The sequence below is a fragment of the Aminobacter sp. UC22_36 genome (assembly GCF_044056035.1).
Taxonomy (GTDB): Bacteria; Pseudomonadota; Alphaproteobacteria; order Rhizobiales; family Rhizobiaceae; genus Aminobacter.
This window is the reverse complement of record NZ_CP171996.1, coordinates 216,741-229,915: the sequence shown is the minus strand read 5'-3', so window position 1 is coordinate 229,915 and position 13,175 is coordinate 216,741. Positions and strand designations below refer to the sequence as shown.

At 63.5% G+C, this 13,175-nt stretch carries 13 protein-coding genes and 1 pseudogene; 13 read left to right on the top strand and 1 reads right to left on the bottom strand.

Annotated features, from left to right (window positions below; genetic code table 11):
- The first annotated feature begins 9 nt into the window (after nucleotides 1–9).
- From ACHMW7_RS04040 to ACHMW7_RS04020, 5 genes and pseudogenes are all read left to right on the top strand, one after another.
- Nucleotides 10–592, top strand: a pseudogene (locus ACHMW7_RS04040) (nucleotidyltransferase family protein).
- A gap of 57 nt (nucleotides 593–649) precedes the next feature.
- Nucleotides 650–1,228, top strand: coding sequence for a cytochrome b (locus ACHMW7_RS04035; protein ID WP_395449082.1), 579 nt, complete (start codon nucleotides 650–652; stop codon nucleotides 1,226–1,228).
- A 68-nt stretch (nucleotides 1,229–1,296) separates the two neighbouring features.
- Nucleotides 1,297–1,875, top strand: a complete 579-nt coding sequence (locus ACHMW7_RS04030; protein ID WP_395449081.1) for a YceI family protein — start codon at nucleotides 1,297–1,299, stop codon at nucleotides 1,873–1,875.
- 96 nt (nucleotides 1,876–1,971) lie between these two features.
- Nucleotides 1,972–2,958, top strand: coding sequence for a Gfo/Idh/MocA family protein (locus ACHMW7_RS04025; protein WP_395451258.1), 987 nt, complete (start codon nucleotides 1,972–1,974; stop codon nucleotides 2,956–2,958).
- A gap of 169 nt (nucleotides 2,959–3,127) precedes the next feature.
- Complete coding sequence (locus ACHMW7_RS04020; RefSeq protein WP_395449080.1) at nucleotides 3,128–3,826, top strand: spermidine synthase; 699 nt, start codon at nucleotides 3,128–3,130, stop codon at nucleotides 3,824–3,826.
- A gap of 25 nt (nucleotides 3,827–3,851) precedes the next feature.
- Here ACHMW7_RS04020 and ACHMW7_RS04015 read toward each other — a convergent pair whose 3' ends face one another.
- Nucleotides 3,852–4,904 carry a zinc metalloprotease HtpX gene (locus tag ACHMW7_RS04015; protein ID WP_395451257.1) on the bottom strand — a complete coding sequence of 351 codons (1,053 nt, stop codon included), beginning with the start codon at nucleotides 4,902–4,904 and terminating at the stop codon, nucleotides 3,852–3,854.
- Between the two features lie 272 nt (nucleotides 4,905–5,176).
- Between ACHMW7_RS04015 and dnaK the strand changes: the two genes are divergently transcribed.
- From dnaK to ACHMW7_RS03975, 8 genes are all read left to right on the top strand, one after another.
- Nucleotides 5,177–7,093, top strand: coding sequence for a molecular chaperone DnaK (dnaK, locus tag ACHMW7_RS04010; RefSeq protein WP_395449079.1), 1,917 nt, complete (start codon nucleotides 5,177–5,179; stop codon nucleotides 7,091–7,093).
- Nucleotides 7,094–7,287: 194 nt separating this feature from the next.
- On the top strand, nucleotides 7,288–7,731 hold the full coding sequence (locus tag ACHMW7_RS04005) for a hypothetical protein (protein ID WP_395449078.1): 444 nt from the start codon (nucleotides 7,288–7,290) through the stop codon (nucleotides 7,729–7,731).
- A gap of 174 nt (nucleotides 7,732–7,905) precedes the next feature.
- Nucleotides 7,906–9,039: a molecular chaperone DnaJ gene (gene dnaJ, locus ACHMW7_RS04000; protein WP_395449077.1), complete on the top strand. Its 1,134-nt coding sequence runs from the start codon at nucleotides 7,906–7,908 to the stop codon at nucleotides 9,037–9,039.
- Nucleotides 9,040–9,137: 98 nt separating this feature from the next.
- Nucleotides 9,138–9,743 carry a phospholipid N-methyltransferase PmtA gene (pmtA, locus tag ACHMW7_RS03995; RefSeq protein ID WP_395449076.1) on the top strand — a complete coding sequence of 202 codons (606 nt, stop codon included), beginning with the start codon at nucleotides 9,138–9,140 and terminating at the stop codon, nucleotides 9,741–9,743.
- An 85-nt stretch (nucleotides 9,744–9,828) separates the two neighbouring features.
- A complete protein-coding gene (locus ACHMW7_RS03990) occupies nucleotides 9,829–10,425 on the top strand; it encodes an NADPH-dependent FMN reductase (protein WP_395449075.1) in 597 nt (198 codons plus the stop codon).
- A complete protein-coding gene (gene pyrF / locus ACHMW7_RS03985) occupies nucleotides 10,422–11,120 on the top strand; it encodes an orotidine-5'-phosphate decarboxylase (protein WP_395449074.1) in 699 nt (232 codons plus the stop codon). Before ACHMW7_RS03990 ends, pyrF begins: the two co-directional genes overlap by 4 nt.
- Nucleotides 11,121–11,143: 23 nt before the next feature.
- On the top strand, nucleotides 11,144–11,431 hold the full coding sequence (locus ACHMW7_RS03980) for a DUF1330 domain-containing protein (RefSeq protein ID WP_395449073.1): 288 nt from the start codon (nucleotides 11,144–11,146) through the stop codon (nucleotides 11,429–11,431).
- 293 nt (nucleotides 11,432–11,724) lie between these two features.
- Nucleotides 11,725–12,996: a polyhydroxyalkanoate depolymerase gene (locus ACHMW7_RS03975; RefSeq protein WP_395449072.1), complete on the top strand. Its 1,272-nt coding sequence runs from the start codon at nucleotides 11,725–11,727 to the stop codon at nucleotides 12,994–12,996.
- Nucleotides 12,997–13,175: the final 179 nt, after the last annotated feature.

Here is a 13,175-nt window from a genome sequence, read left to right as displayed (position 1 = left end):
GGGAGCTGCATGGAGCATCTTCGTTACAGGGGCCTGCCGTTTGAAGATCAGCGGCAGGTCCTGCTCGACATCCTCCTTGCCGACCCGATCGTCCGCCCCGCGCTTGCGGCGGCCGAGAAGCTTGACCTGCCGCAATGGATGCTGGTTTCGGGCGCGCTCTACAACAGCGTCTGGAACCATTTGACCGGCCGCCCGCGACATCGACCTGTTCTATTTCGACGGCTCGGACCTCTCCTGGGAGGCCGAGGACGTTGTCATCCGCCGTAGCGCCGACGCCTTCGCGCATCTGCCGCTGCCGGTCGAGATCCGCAACCAGGCCCGCGTCCATCTCTGGTTCGAGGACCATTTCGGCTCTGCTCGCGCCCCGCTGGGATCTAGCGCCGAGTCGCTCGAACACTTCGCCTCGTGTACCCACGCTGTCGGCCTCTCCCTTGTCGATGGCGCGCCTCAAGTCTGGGCGCCTTTCGGCCTCGCCGATATTTTTGCCTTCAGGGTTACGCCCAACCATCGCAACGACAACCGCGCCACCCACGAGGCCAAGGGCCGGCGCGCCAGGCAAATGTGGCCGGAGGTCACGGTCCTCGACTGGTAGGCACCTGTTCCGGGACGAATTCCGCCCCAGATTCGTTGTGGGACGGAGGTGCCGTCGATGTTGCGCAACACCACGACCCGATATGGCTGGGCCGCAATCGTTCTTCATTGGCTGATCGGGCTGATCTTTATCGGCCAGTTCGTGCTCGGCTGGACGATGGTTCGCATGGCCAGCCAGCGCACTGCCTTCGATCTGATCCAGCTGCACAAATCCTTCGGCTTCCTGCTGCTCGGGCTGGTGCTGATCCGCATTGGCTGGCGGCTCGCCAATCTGAGCCCTGAACTGCCCGACGAGGTCGGGCCGATGGAGCGCCGCATGGCGCCGGCAGTTCATTTCGCGCTCTATGCCGCGCAGCTTGTCGTGCCGCTGTCCGGCTGGGTGCTGGTGTCGGTCTCGGTGCTCGAAATCCCGTCGGTGCCGTTCAACCTGTTCGTCATGCCGCATCTGCCGCTCGGCGTTTCCGAGCAGGCCGAGCGTTTCTGGCTCTTCGGCCACAAATGGCTGGCTTATGCCGGTATCGCCTTGGTCGCGCTGCACATTCTCGCAGCGGTCAGGCACCATTTCTGGCTGCGTGATGTCGTGCTGGTCCGGATGGTTTCGCCCTTTTTCACAAGCCGCCGGCGAAAGCCGGAATAGCCGCCGGGGCCCGTTCGTTTGTCTCTGTGTGCGGTTCAGACGGGCCGTGCCATCAGGAGTATGATGAGATGTCCTTGCGAGTTCTTGGCGTTGTAAGCTTTGTTGCGCTTGGCCTTGTCGGCGGCACCGCCTCTGCGGTGGCGTTGTCCGAAGCCGCCGGGCGCTATGCCATTTCGTCCGATGGGTCGAGCATCCGCTTTGCCATCGGCAAGATCGGTGGCGGCGGTCTCGATGGCGCCTTCGGTCAGTTCAAGGGCACGATCCGCATCGACGGCGGCGACATTGGCCGTTCGAAGGTCGACATCACCATCTACCCCGACAGCGTCGGCACCGGCCAGGGCCGCATCGATGCGTTCCTGAAGTCGGACGCCGTCTTCGACGTTGTCAATTCGCGCCAGATCACCTTCCGCTCGACATCGGTGAAGCGCACCGGCGACAACTCGGCCGTCATCACCGGCCTGCTGACGGCGCGTGGCCACACCAACACCGAAAAATTCACTGCTGAGCTGCAGGGCATGAAAGGCGGGCAGATCCGCTTCCATGTCAGCGGCAATGTGTTCCGCTCGCGCTACCAGATGGATGTCGGCACGCCGATCTATTCCAACATCGTCGCCTTCGACATGGAGTTCAACGGTCGCCGCAGCTGAACGAAATCTCCGGGAAAGCTCTGGCGTTTGGCCACTGCTTCCGCCAAGCTTCGGCAGGTGGCGCTGGGCCACGTGCCATTTCCGGAGGCAAACGAGATGTTTCGTTGGGGCGTACTTTCGACAGCCAAGATCGGCCGCGACCAGCTGCTGCCGGCAATCGCCGATTCCGACAACGGCGTGGTGGCAGCAGTCGCCAGCCGCGACATCGGCAAGGCCAAGGCACTGGCCGACCGCTTTGGCGCACGCCACGCCTTTGGCTCCTACGACGAGCTGCTCGCCTCAGATGCGGTCGATGGCGTCTATATCCCGTTGCCGACCTCGCAGCATCTCGAATGGGCGGCGAGGGCAGCCGAGGCCGGCAAGCACGTGCTGGTCGAAAAGCCGCTGGCGCTGAAGGCCGAGGACATCGCTCCGCTGATCACCATCCGCGACCGCAAGAAGGTCGTTGTCACTGAGGCCTTCATGGTCACCTACCATCCGCAGTGGCTCAAGGTGCGCGACCTGATCGCCGCCGGCGCCATCGGCAAGCTCAAGCATGTCCAGGGCGCGTTTTCCTATTACAACGTCGACCCCAACAACATGCGCAACCAGCTCGATCTCGGCGGCGGCGCCCTGCCCGACATCGGCGTCTATCCGACCGTCACGACGCGGTTTTCGACCGGCAAGGAGCCTGTGCGGGTGCAGGCAAGCATCGAGCGCGATCCGAAATTCGGCACCGATATCTATTCGAGCGTGCGTGCCGATTTCGGCGATTTCGAGCTCTCCTTCTACCTTTCGACCCAGCTCGCCAACCGCCAGCTGATGGTCTTCCACGGTGACAAGGGTTTCATCGAGATCCACTCGCCGTTCAACGCCGGGCTCTACGACCACCACCGTGTCGAGCTGCACAATGCCGGCCACAATGAAGCTACGGTGTTCCGCTTCCCCGGCGCGCAGCAGTACCGGCTCCAGGTCGAGACCTTCGTGCGCGCGGCGCAAGGCGGTGGAGACCATGTCTTTTCGCTCGAGCAGTCGGTGCTCAACCAGAAGGTCATCGACGCCATCTTCCGCGCCGGCGAACATGATGGCTGGGAGCAGGTCTAGGCCTATCGGCCGTCAGGGTTGCTTCGATCGACCGGCGAAGGCTTTCGTCGTTCATGCTGCACACTGGCTTGTTGAAGCTGCGCATCGTGCTTCCCGAAAACCGATTCCGGTTTTCGGGCCGATGCGCTAGGGAGCGCCGCGTGATGTCCAACAGCGAAAGCCAGCGCCGATGATTCCCTGGATCGTACTCGATACCGCGAAGATCCCCGGTGGCGGCGAATTGCGCCTCAAGCAGCGCGGCACCGAATTCTCGATCATGCTCGGCACCAACGAGCTGATGAACAGCCGGCTGAGCGGCTCCGAGGAAGCGCTGGCGAAACTGGCCCATCAGCGCATCGGTGGCCGTTCGAAGCCGAAAATCCTGATCGGCGGCCTCGGCATGGGCTTTACGCTTCGCGCAGCACTTGCCTTGTTCGGCAAGGATGCCCGCATCGTCGTCGCCGAGCTGGTGCCCGAGGTCGTTGCCTGGGCGCGCGGGCCGATGGCCGAACTGTCCGCCGGCGGCCTCGACGACCCACGCGTCGAGGTGGTGGTGGGCGATGTCGGCAAGCTCATCGGTGAGGGCACGGGCGCCTATGACGCCATCCTGCTCGACGTCGACAACGGCCCGGAGGGCCTGTCGCGCGACGCCAATGACAGCCTCTACAACTATGCCGGCCTCTACGCGGCGAAGACCGCGCTCAAGCCCGGCGGCGTGCTGACGGTCTGGTCGCAAGGGCCCGGCAAGTCGTTTTCGCGGCGCCTGCACGAAAGCGGCTTTGTCACCGACGAGGTCAAGGTCCGTGCCAGCACCAAGGGCAGCGGTGCAAGGCATGTCGTCTGGGTCGCGGCGAATGCTGCGGCGGCCGCGGCGAAGGGCCGGAGATAGGACTGCCTGTCCCGAAGGTAACAGATCACCACCAGACCCCACCTCGTGTCACGCGGATGCGCGGGCGGCCGCCATCGGGCGGGTTGAGCGATGCATCGCAGGCCGGGCGCGAGTCGTCGGCGAAGTCGCTATTGGCGGCGTTGATGAAACCGCGCGCACCATGTGGCAGATAGGTGCCGGGACGGGCACGGACCTTCGGGATGATCGAGGGGCGTGGCGTGCGCGGCAGGCCGGGTGCGGCGGCGACAAGTTCGTCCGGCATCTCGGCGGTCTTCAGCGCCTTGAGCCGGGCGACACGGTCGGCGGTCAGCGGGTGCGTGCGCAGCACCGAGGGGTCGGGGATGCGGCCGCTGGGCAGCAGGATGTTTTCCCATACCCTGCCCTGGGCGCGCTCCAGCTTGGTCAGCGCCGAGGCGAGCCCGTCGGGGTCGCCGGTGAGCGAGGCAGCACCGAGATCGGCGTCGAACTCACGGGTGCGCGACAGCGCCATCTGCAGCAGCCCGCCGACTGTCGGCGCGGCCAGCAGCACCAGCACTGCCAGCCACGGCACCTGGGTGCTGAAACCGCCGGCAAAACCGAACAGGTTGAACAACAGCGAAACCAACCCGACGGTCGACATGAACGAGGTGAAGCGCGACACCATGTCGGCGAAGGCCATCACCTTCACGTCCTCATGGGCGATGTGGCTGATCTCGTGCGCCAGCACGCCGGCCAGTTCGCGCGGCGTCAGGTTGCGGGCGAGCGCGTCGGTGACAGCGATCGCGGCATCGCCGCGGCGGCCGACGGCGAAGGCGTTCATCATCTTGGATGGGATGACATAGAGCTTGGGCACCGCCGGCAGCTCGGCGCGGCGGGCGAGTTCCTCGACGATGCGGAAGCCGGCGGGGAAATCGGCAGGGGTGACCTGGCGAGCTTTGTACATCGACAGCACCATCTGCGGGCTGATGCGCCGCACCGCCCACATCGAGATGGCGCCAAAGACCAACGCGTAGAGGATGCCGGTGCTGCCGGCAAAAACCCAGGCGGTGACGCCAAGCAGGAGCAGGCTGCCGGCCCCGAGCAGCCAGGTTTGCAGCATATTCACTGCGCGGTTGCGCCGGTGCTCAAAAAGGTTGATGGAGTGAAGCTCGCTCATGTCCCGAATATGAGCTTGCCACAGGCTTTTGCCGAGTCCCCTGCACGGAAAGTTGCAGAACGCTTGCGCTGCCAGAAGCCTGTTCTTATATACGCCGCACCACCGCTTCGGCCCGGAAAACCGGTACCCGGAGCGGCATTTCGAGTGAACAGGGGCTTTCGTCGGAACGCCTTTATGGGTCCAGAGAGCCTGCTTAGCGGAGAGAAGACGTAAAAATGGCAAAAGTTATCGGTATCGACCTGGGAACGACCAATTCCTGCGTCGCCGTCATGGACGGCAAGGACGCGAAAGTCATCGAGAACGCGGAAGGCGCGCGCACGACCCCTTCCATTGTCGCCTTCAGCGGCGACGGCGAGCGTCTCGTCGGCCAGCCGGCCAAGCGCCAGGCGGTCACCAATCCTGAAAACACGGTTTTTGCGGTCAAGCGCCTGATCGGCCGCCGCTATGACGATCCGGTCACCGCAAAGGACAAGAAGCTTGTCCCTTACGAAATCGTCAATGGCGACAATGGCGACGCATGGGTCGAGGCCGGCGGCAAGAAGCAGTCGCCCAGCCAGATCTCGGCGATGATCCTGCAAAAGATGAAGGAAACGGCGGAAGCCTATCTCGGCGAGAAGGTCGAAAAGGCCGTCATCACCGTTCCTGCCTATTTCAACGACGCCCAGCGCCAGGCGACCAAGGACGCCGGCAAGATCGCCGGCCTTGAAGTGCTGCGCATCATCAATGAGCCGACTGCGGCAGCGCTGGCCTATGGCCTCGACAAGACCGAAGGCAAGACCATTGCCGTCTATGACCTTGGCGGCGGCACCTTCGATATTTCCGTGCTCGAGATTGGCGACGGCGTGTTCGAGGTCAAGTCGACCAATGGCGACACCTTCCTCGGCGGCGAAGACTTCGACATGCGCCTGGTCGAGTACCTGGCGGCCGAGTTCAAGAAGGAACAGGGCATCGACCTGAAGAACGACAAGCTTGCCCTGCAGCGCCTCAAGGAAGCTGCCGAGAAGGCCAAGATCGAGCTGTCGTCGACGACCCAGACCGAGATCAACCTGCCTTTCATCACCGCCGACGCCACGGGCCCCAAGCACCTGACGCTGAAGCTTTCGCGCGCCAAGTTCGAGCAGCTGGTCGACGACCTCGTCCAGCGCACGATCGAGCCGTGCAAGGCAGCACTCAAGGATGCCGGCCTCAAGGCAGGCGAGATCGACGAAGTGGTCCTGGTCGGCGGCATGACCCGCATGCCCAAGATCCAGGAGATCGTGAAGCAGTTCTTCGGCAAGGAGCCGCACAAGGGCGTCAACCCCGATGAGGTGGTTGCACTGGGTGCCGCGATCCAGGCTGGCGTGCTGCAGGGCGACGTCAAGGACGTGCTGCTGCTCGACGTGACGCCGCTGTCGCTGGGTATCGAGACGCTGGGCGGCGTGTTCACCCGCCTGATCGAGCGCAACACCACGATCCCGACCAAGAAGAGCCAGGTCTTCTCGACGGCTGAAGACAGCCAGTCGGCAGTGACCATCCGCGTCTTCCAGGGCGAGCGTGAAATGGCGCAGGACAACAAGATGCTCGGCCAGTTCGACCTCGTTGGCATTCCGCCCGCACCGCGCGGCGTGCCGCAGATCGAAGTGACCTTCGACATCGACGCCAACGGCATCGTCAACGTCTCGGCCAAGGACAAGGGCACCGGCAAGGAGCACCAGATCCGCATTCAGGCATCTGGCGGTCTGTCCGACGCCGACATCGACAAGATGGTCAAGGACGCCGAGGTCAATGCCGACGCCGACAAGAAGCGCCGTGCGCTGGTCGAGGCACGCAACCAGGCCGAAAGCCTGCTCAACAGCAGCGAAAAGTCGCTGAAGGAGTATGGCGACAAGGTCACCGAAGCCGACCGCACCGCGATTTCCGATGCGATCGCAGCGCTGAAGACCGCGACCGAAGGCGACGACGCCGAGGCGATCAATGCCAAGGCCCAGGCGCTTGCCGAGGCTTCGATGAAGCTCGGCCAGGCGATGTATGAGGCTTCGCAGAAGGAAGCGGCTGAATCCGATGCTGCTGCCGATGCGGCCAAGGACAGCGACGTGGTCGACGCCGATTTCGAAGAGATCGACGACAACGACGACAAGAAGAAGTCGGCCTGATCCGATCGACCTGTAGAATAACGGAAAGCCCGGCCTTCGCGCCGGGCTTTCTTTTTGTCCAAAATACTGGCGCCCCGAGTTTAAGCATAAGGAAAGAAAGTACAGGTAGGCTGCTTCGATGCGCCCGACTGGTCGTCTGGGGTGCCTATCGCGCCTTCGCCGATTTCGCGCTCGGCGCGATGGTGGCGGTGGCGGTGCGCGACTCCAGGCTTAAGCTTTCAAGCCACCTGCCCGGCTGGCTGACATTTGCCCTGGCGATCGCTGCCATGGCGACGCAGCAGAATGCCTATGTGATCGTGCTTTTGCCGGCGGTGGCGACATTCCTGGCCGCCCTTGCCGAGCGCAACAATCCCAATGGTGCGCTTTATCTCAAGCCGCTGCATCCGCTCGGCCGTGTTTCGTTCGGCATCTACATGATCCATCCGGTCATCGAGATGCTGCTGCTGGCCGTGGTGTGGCGCAAGCTGGTCGAGCCGCTTGACGTGGTCGGTTTCTACACCTTCTGGCTCGTACCGGCAGTGATGCTGCTGGTGGTCGCGATGACCTCGGACCGCTGTTTCGAGGGGCCGATGAGCAGCTATCTCAATGCCCGTTTGGGCGCGGGAAAGCCCAAAGCTGGCGAGCGTCACGCCGCCTGAGCGGCCTCCAGGCCACAACGAGTGCAAAATTAGCCGATTTTCTGGCGAAAACTGCCGCTTCGGCCGCCCGGCCTATGGCATACCGGCGCATGGTTTACTAAATCGGGGCCTATTACCACCGATGGTGCGCACGCGATGCATCGCGCCGAGGCAGTGACCAGACAGCGGGAAGATATGAAAGCTGATTTCTACGAAACGCTGGGCGTCCAGAAGGGCGCTGACGAGAAGGAGCTGAAGTCTGCCTTCCGCAAGCTTGCCATGCAGTTCCACCCCGACCGCAATCCGGGCGACGACGCGTGCGAGCACAAGTTCAAGGAAATCAACGAAGCCTACGAGACGCTGAAGGACCCGCAGAAGCGCGCCGCCTATGACCGTTTCGGCCACGCCGCCTTCGAAAATGGCGGCATGGGCAATGGCGGCGGCCAGGGCTTTGGCGCCGGCGGCTTCGCCGACATCTTCGAAGACATCTTTGGCGACATGATGGGCGGGCGCCAGCGCCGCTCGTCAGGCGGACGCGAGCGCGGTGCCGACCTGCGCTACAACATGGAAATCACGCTCGAGGAGGCCTTTGCCGGCAAGACCGCGCAGATCCGCGTGCCGACCTCGATCCTGTGCACCGAATGTGCCGGTTCGGGCGCCAAGCCCGGTACACAGCCAGTGACCTGCTCGATGTGCCAGGGCCACGGCAAGGTGCGCGCGAGCCAGGGCTTCTTCTCGATCGAACGCACCTGCCCGCAGTGCCAGGGCCGCGGCCAGACGATCAAGGACCCGTGCGGCAAATGCGCCGGCCAGGGCCGCGTCACCGAAGAGCGCTCGCTGTCGGTCAACATTCCCTCTGGTATCGAGGACGGCACCCGCATCCGCCTCGCAAATGAAGGCGAAGCCGGGCTGCGCGGCGGCCCGTCGGGCGACCTCTACATCTTCCTGTCGGTCAAGCCGCACGAGTTCTTCCAGCGCGACGGCGCCGACCTCTACTGCAAGGTGCCGATCTCGATGACCACAGCCGCCCTTGGCGGCTCGTTCGAGGTGGCAACGCTCGATGGTACCCAGACGCGCGTCAAGGTGCCTGAAGGCACCCAGAACGGCCGCCAGTTCCGCCTCAAGGGCAAGGGCATGCCGGTGCTGCGCCAGCCGCAGATCGGCGATCTCTACATCCAGACCGCCGTCGAGACGCCGCAGAGCCTGACGCGGCGCCAGCGTGAGCTGCTCGAGGAATTCGAAAAGCTGTCCTCGACCGAGAATTCGCCGCAGTCGAGCGGCTTCTTCTCGCGCATGAAGGACTTTTTCGAGTCCTTCGGCGATAAATGAGAATGTTTCTGCCGTAACGGAAATTGAGCCAGCTTTCCGCTTGCGCTGAGCCACTTAGCTGTTATTTCTCCCCCAGCAGCGGTGAGGAGATCGAAGCGATGCCACGCGGTTCCGGATTGCGCAAAACCCTTGCGGCCAAGTTCGACGACGAGCTGAAGTTCTTCAAGGGCTGGATCGACAAGCCCAAGGCCGTCGGTTCGATCGTGCCGACGAGCTCGGTCACCGCCAAGCGCATGGCTTCGGTGGTCAACACCAAGTCGGGCCTGCCGGTCCTGGAAGTCGGGCCCGGCACCGGCGTCATCACCAAGGCGATCCTCGCTCATGGCGTGAAGCCCGAGGATCTCTACACGGTTGAATATTCAGCCGATTTCGTCCAGCACCTGCGCCGCCTCTATCCGCGCGTCAATGTCATCGAAGGCGACGCCTTCGATCTCGACAACACGCTCGGCGACAATAAGGACCTTGTCTTCGACTCGGTCGTTTCGGGCGTGCCGCTGCTCAATTTCCCGGTCGCGAACCGCGTCGCCTATCTCGAAGGCCTGCTCAAGCGCATTCCTGCTGGCCGGCCGGTGATCCAGCTCACCTACGGACCGAAATCGCCGATCCCGCCGGGGCTGGGCAACTACACCGTCGAGCATTTCGACTTCATCATCCGCAACATTCCCCCGACTCAGCTTTGGGTCTATCGCCGCGGCAAGCACTGAGCGGCCTGCTTGATTTGACCGGCTGATCGCCTATACCCACCCCCATGCAACTGAACGCGCTTTCGGGCGCGCAACAGGATGGGAAATGCCGGTAACGCCCCGAATTCTGGTTTTTGCCGGCTCCGTCAGAAGCGGAGCCTATAGCGGCCGCACGGCTGACATCGCGCAGAAGCAGCTGGCGCTGCAGGGCGCTGATGTGACGCGCATCTCGCTTGCCGATTATCCGCTGCCGATCATGGACGAGGATCTCGAGGAACGGGACGGCGTGCCGGAAAACGCCTACAAGCTCGCCCGCCTGATCGACACGCACGATGCGCTGCTGATCGCCACGCCCGAATATAACGGCTCGATGCCGCCGCTGCTCAAGAACACCATCGACTGGGTCAGCCGCGTGCGCAGCGACGGCGGCAGGCGGCTGCAGCCCTTCCTCGGCAAGCTGGTGGCGATCTGCTCCTCCTCGGAGGGCCATTTCGCCGGCATCCGCAGCGCCAACCATCTGCGCGCGGTGCTGTCGCATATCCAGATGGAGGTGATTTCGCCGCAGGTTTCGGTGCCGCGTGGCGGCGAGGCTTTCGACGACAATGGCGACTTCCGCGAGGAGCGCCTGCGCAAGGGCATGGAGCGGCTGTGCCAGGCGCTGATCGAACGAGCCATCATGATGTCGCTAAGGGTAGAACCATGAGCATCGAAGCAATGCGTGACCGGCTGATCGTCGGGCTCGACCTGCCGACCGTCAAGGACGCGGAAAGAGCGGTGCGCGACCTCGAAGGGACCGCCAGTTTCTACAAGATCGGCTACCAGCTGGCCTTTGCCGGCGGGCTTGATTTCGCCCGCGAGTTGGCAAGCGGCGGCACCAAGGTCTTCCTCGACATGAAGCTGCTGGACATCGACAACACGGTGGCCAAGGGCGTCGAAAACATCGTCAAGATGGGCATGACCATGCTGACGCTGCATGCCTATCCCAAGGCGATGAAGGCAGCGGTGGAAGCCGCCAGAGGCAGCGACCTGTGCCTGCTGGCGGTGACGGTGCTGACCTCGATGGACGAAAAGGACATGATCGACGCGGGCTACGAATACGACCCGCACACGCTGGTGCTGCGCCGGGCCGAGCAGGCGCTTCAGGCGAAGATGGGCGGCATCGTCTGCTCGGCCAGCGAAGCCTCGGCGGTGCGCCGCATCGTCGGGCCTGACATGGCCGTGGTGACGCCTGGCATCCGCCCCGCCGGCAGCGACCATGGCGACCAGAAGCGTGTCGTCACCCCGGCTGACGCCATCCGCAACGGCTCGAGCCACCTCGTCGTTGCCCGTCCGATCGTCGGCGCGGTTGACAGGAAGGCTGCGGCGCAGGCTATCTTGGCCGAAATGGCTGCCGCCTGAAGAGGCTCGTCGCGGAGGAAATGATGACCAAGGCTTATTGGATCGCGCGCGTCGATGTCCGCGACCCCGAGGGTTACAAGGGTTATGTCGCCGCCGCCAAGCCGGCCTTCGAGCGCTTCGGCGCCAAGTTCATCGCCCGCGGCGGCGCACATGAAGCTGTCGAGGGACCGGGACGCGCGCGCAATGTCATCATCGAGTTCGCCTCGATGGAAGACGCGCGCAACTGCTACTTCTCGCCCGAGTACCAGCACGCCAAGTCGATCCGCCAACAGTTTGCCGACGGCGAGATCATGCTGGTCGAGGGCATCTAAGACCCATCAGCTACGCCCGATTGCCATGTCGCTCCAGGCCGCAAGGCCTGGCGGCGGCTTGGCGCATGCGCGCAAGACTGATTCGGGGTCTTGCGGCGCTGCACAACGTCAAGCCAGGCGGATGCTGAGCCGGCGGCGCCATTGGAAACGGATTTTCAACAGCTTGGCCTAAACAATGACCCTGTTTCGCACCGAATGAGATGTTGCATCGCAGCAGATGTTTGTTAACTTCGCTGCATTGCATGACGGGCCTCCGGCCGGCTCGCCTCCCCGAATGGCCGTATGAGGACATCATGTTTTACCAGCTCTATGAATCGACCCATGCTGCGCTGCAGCCGGCGCGCGCCTATGCCGACGCGGTCAAGCTGTTCTATTCCAATCCGCTGAACCCGTTCTCGCACATGCCGCTGGGCCGCTCCGTTGCCGCGATGGCAGAGCTGTTCGAACGCACGACGCGTCGCTACGGCAAGCCTGCCTTCGGTCTCGACAAGACGGCTGTCAACTTCCAGCCGGTGGCGGTGACCGAGAAGGTCACCTGGTCGCGGCCATTCTGCAACCTGATCCATTTCGAACGCGACCTGCCGGCGGGCCGCCGCCCCGACCCCAAGCTGCTGATCGTCGCCCCGATGTCGGGCCACTATGCGACGCTGCTGCGCGGCACCGTCGAGGCGATGCTGCCGCATGCCGACGTCTACATCACCGACTGGACCGATGCCCGCATGGTGCCGGTGACAGAGGGCAAGTTCGATCTCGACGATTACATCGACTATGTCATCGACATGTTCCACGCGCTGGGACCTGATACCCATGTGATGGCGGTATGCCAGCCATCGGTGCCGGTGCTGGCCGCCATTGCCGTCATGGAAGCGCGCGGCGACCGCTTCGTGCCCTCGACGATGACGCTGATGGGCGGGCCGATCGACACCCGCCGCAACCCGACCGCCGTCAACGAACTCGCCGAGAAGAAGAGCATCGAGTGGTTCCGCGACAACGTCATCATGCAGGTGCCCTGGCCGGCGCCGGGCTTTGCCCGCGAGGTCTATCCAGGCTTCCTGCAGCTGTCGGGCTTCATGACCATGAACCTCGACCGCCACATCATCGCCCACAAGGACTTCTTCATGCACCTGGTGAAGAACGACGGTGATGGCGCCGAAAAGCACCGCGAGTTCTATGACGAATATCTGGCGGTGATGGACCTGACCGCCGAGTTCTACCTGCAGACCGTCGACACGGTGTTTGTGCGCCACGCCTTGCCCAAGGGCGAGATGACCCATCGCGGCCAGCCGGTCGATACCGCGGCGATCCGCAACGTCGCGCTGTTCACCGTCGAGGGCGAGAATGACGACATTTCCGGCCTTGGCCAGACACAGGCGGCGCACGATCTGTGCGTCAACGTCCCCGACGAGATGAAGGCGCATTACATGCAGCCGGCTGTCGGCCACTACGGTGTCTTCAACGGCTCGCGCTTCCGGGCCGAGATCGTGCCGCGCATCGTCGACTTCATGACCAGCTATGGTGCATCGGCGCGCAAGGCGGCCAAGCCGCGCCTGGTGCGCAAGGCCTGACGGCCAGCCAACTTCTGCGGTCGCAACTTTTCCACAGCAAGGCCCGGCGCAAGACGCCGGGCCTTGCTCTTTATGTTGCACAATTATCGCTTAGCGGCGGCCGCGGTAACCATGTCTGCAATCTGCCGCGAGCTTTGATTGACTCGGCACGCCCCTCGACCTTAACGTTTTATTAACGA

Bases quoted from the DNA above. Each gene is read 5' to 3' on its own strand.
- ACHMW7_RS04035 (WP_395449082.1), top strand. From the start codon at position 650: ATGTTGCGCAACACCACGACCCGATATGGCTGGGCCGCAATCGTTCTT.
- ACHMW7_RS04030 (WP_395449081.1), top strand. From the start codon at position 1,297: ATGTCCTTGCGAGTTCTTGGCGTTGTAAGCTTTGTTGCGCTTGGCCTT.
- ACHMW7_RS04025 (WP_395451258.1), top strand. From the start codon at position 1,972: ATGTTTCGTTGGGGCGTACTTTCGACAGCCAAGATCGGCCGCGACCAG.
- ACHMW7_RS04020 (WP_395449080.1), top strand. From the start codon at position 3,128: ATGATTCCCTGGATCGTACTCGATACCGCGAAGATCCCCGGTGGCGGC.
- ACHMW7_RS04015 (WP_395451257.1), bottom strand. From the start codon at position 4,904: ATGCTGCAAACCTGGCTGCTCGGGGCCGGCAGCCTGCTCCTGCTTGGC.
- dnaK (WP_395449079.1), top strand. From the start codon at position 5,177: ATGGCAAAAGTTATCGGTATCGACCTGGGAACGACCAATTCCTGCGTC.
- dnaJ (WP_395449077.1), top strand. From the start codon at position 7,906: ATGAAAGCTGATTTCTACGAAACGCTGGGCGTCCAGAAGGGCGCTGAC.
- pmtA (WP_395449076.1), top strand. From the start codon at position 9,138: ATGCCACGCGGTTCCGGATTGCGCAAAACCCTTGCGGCCAAGTTCGAC.
- ACHMW7_RS03990 (WP_395449075.1), top strand. From the start codon at position 9,829: ATGCCGGTAACGCCCCGAATTCTGGTTTTTGCCGGCTCCGTCAGAAGC.
- pyrF (WP_395449074.1), top strand. From the start codon at position 10,422: ATGAGCATCGAAGCAATGCGTGACCGGCTGATCGTCGGGCTCGACCTG.
- ACHMW7_RS03980 (WP_395449073.1), top strand. From the start codon at position 11,144: ATGACCAAGGCTTATTGGATCGCGCGCGTCGATGTCCGCGACCCCGAG.
- ACHMW7_RS03975 (WP_395449072.1), top strand. From the start codon at position 11,725: ATGTTTTACCAGCTCTATGAATCGACCCATGCTGCGCTGCAGCCGGCG.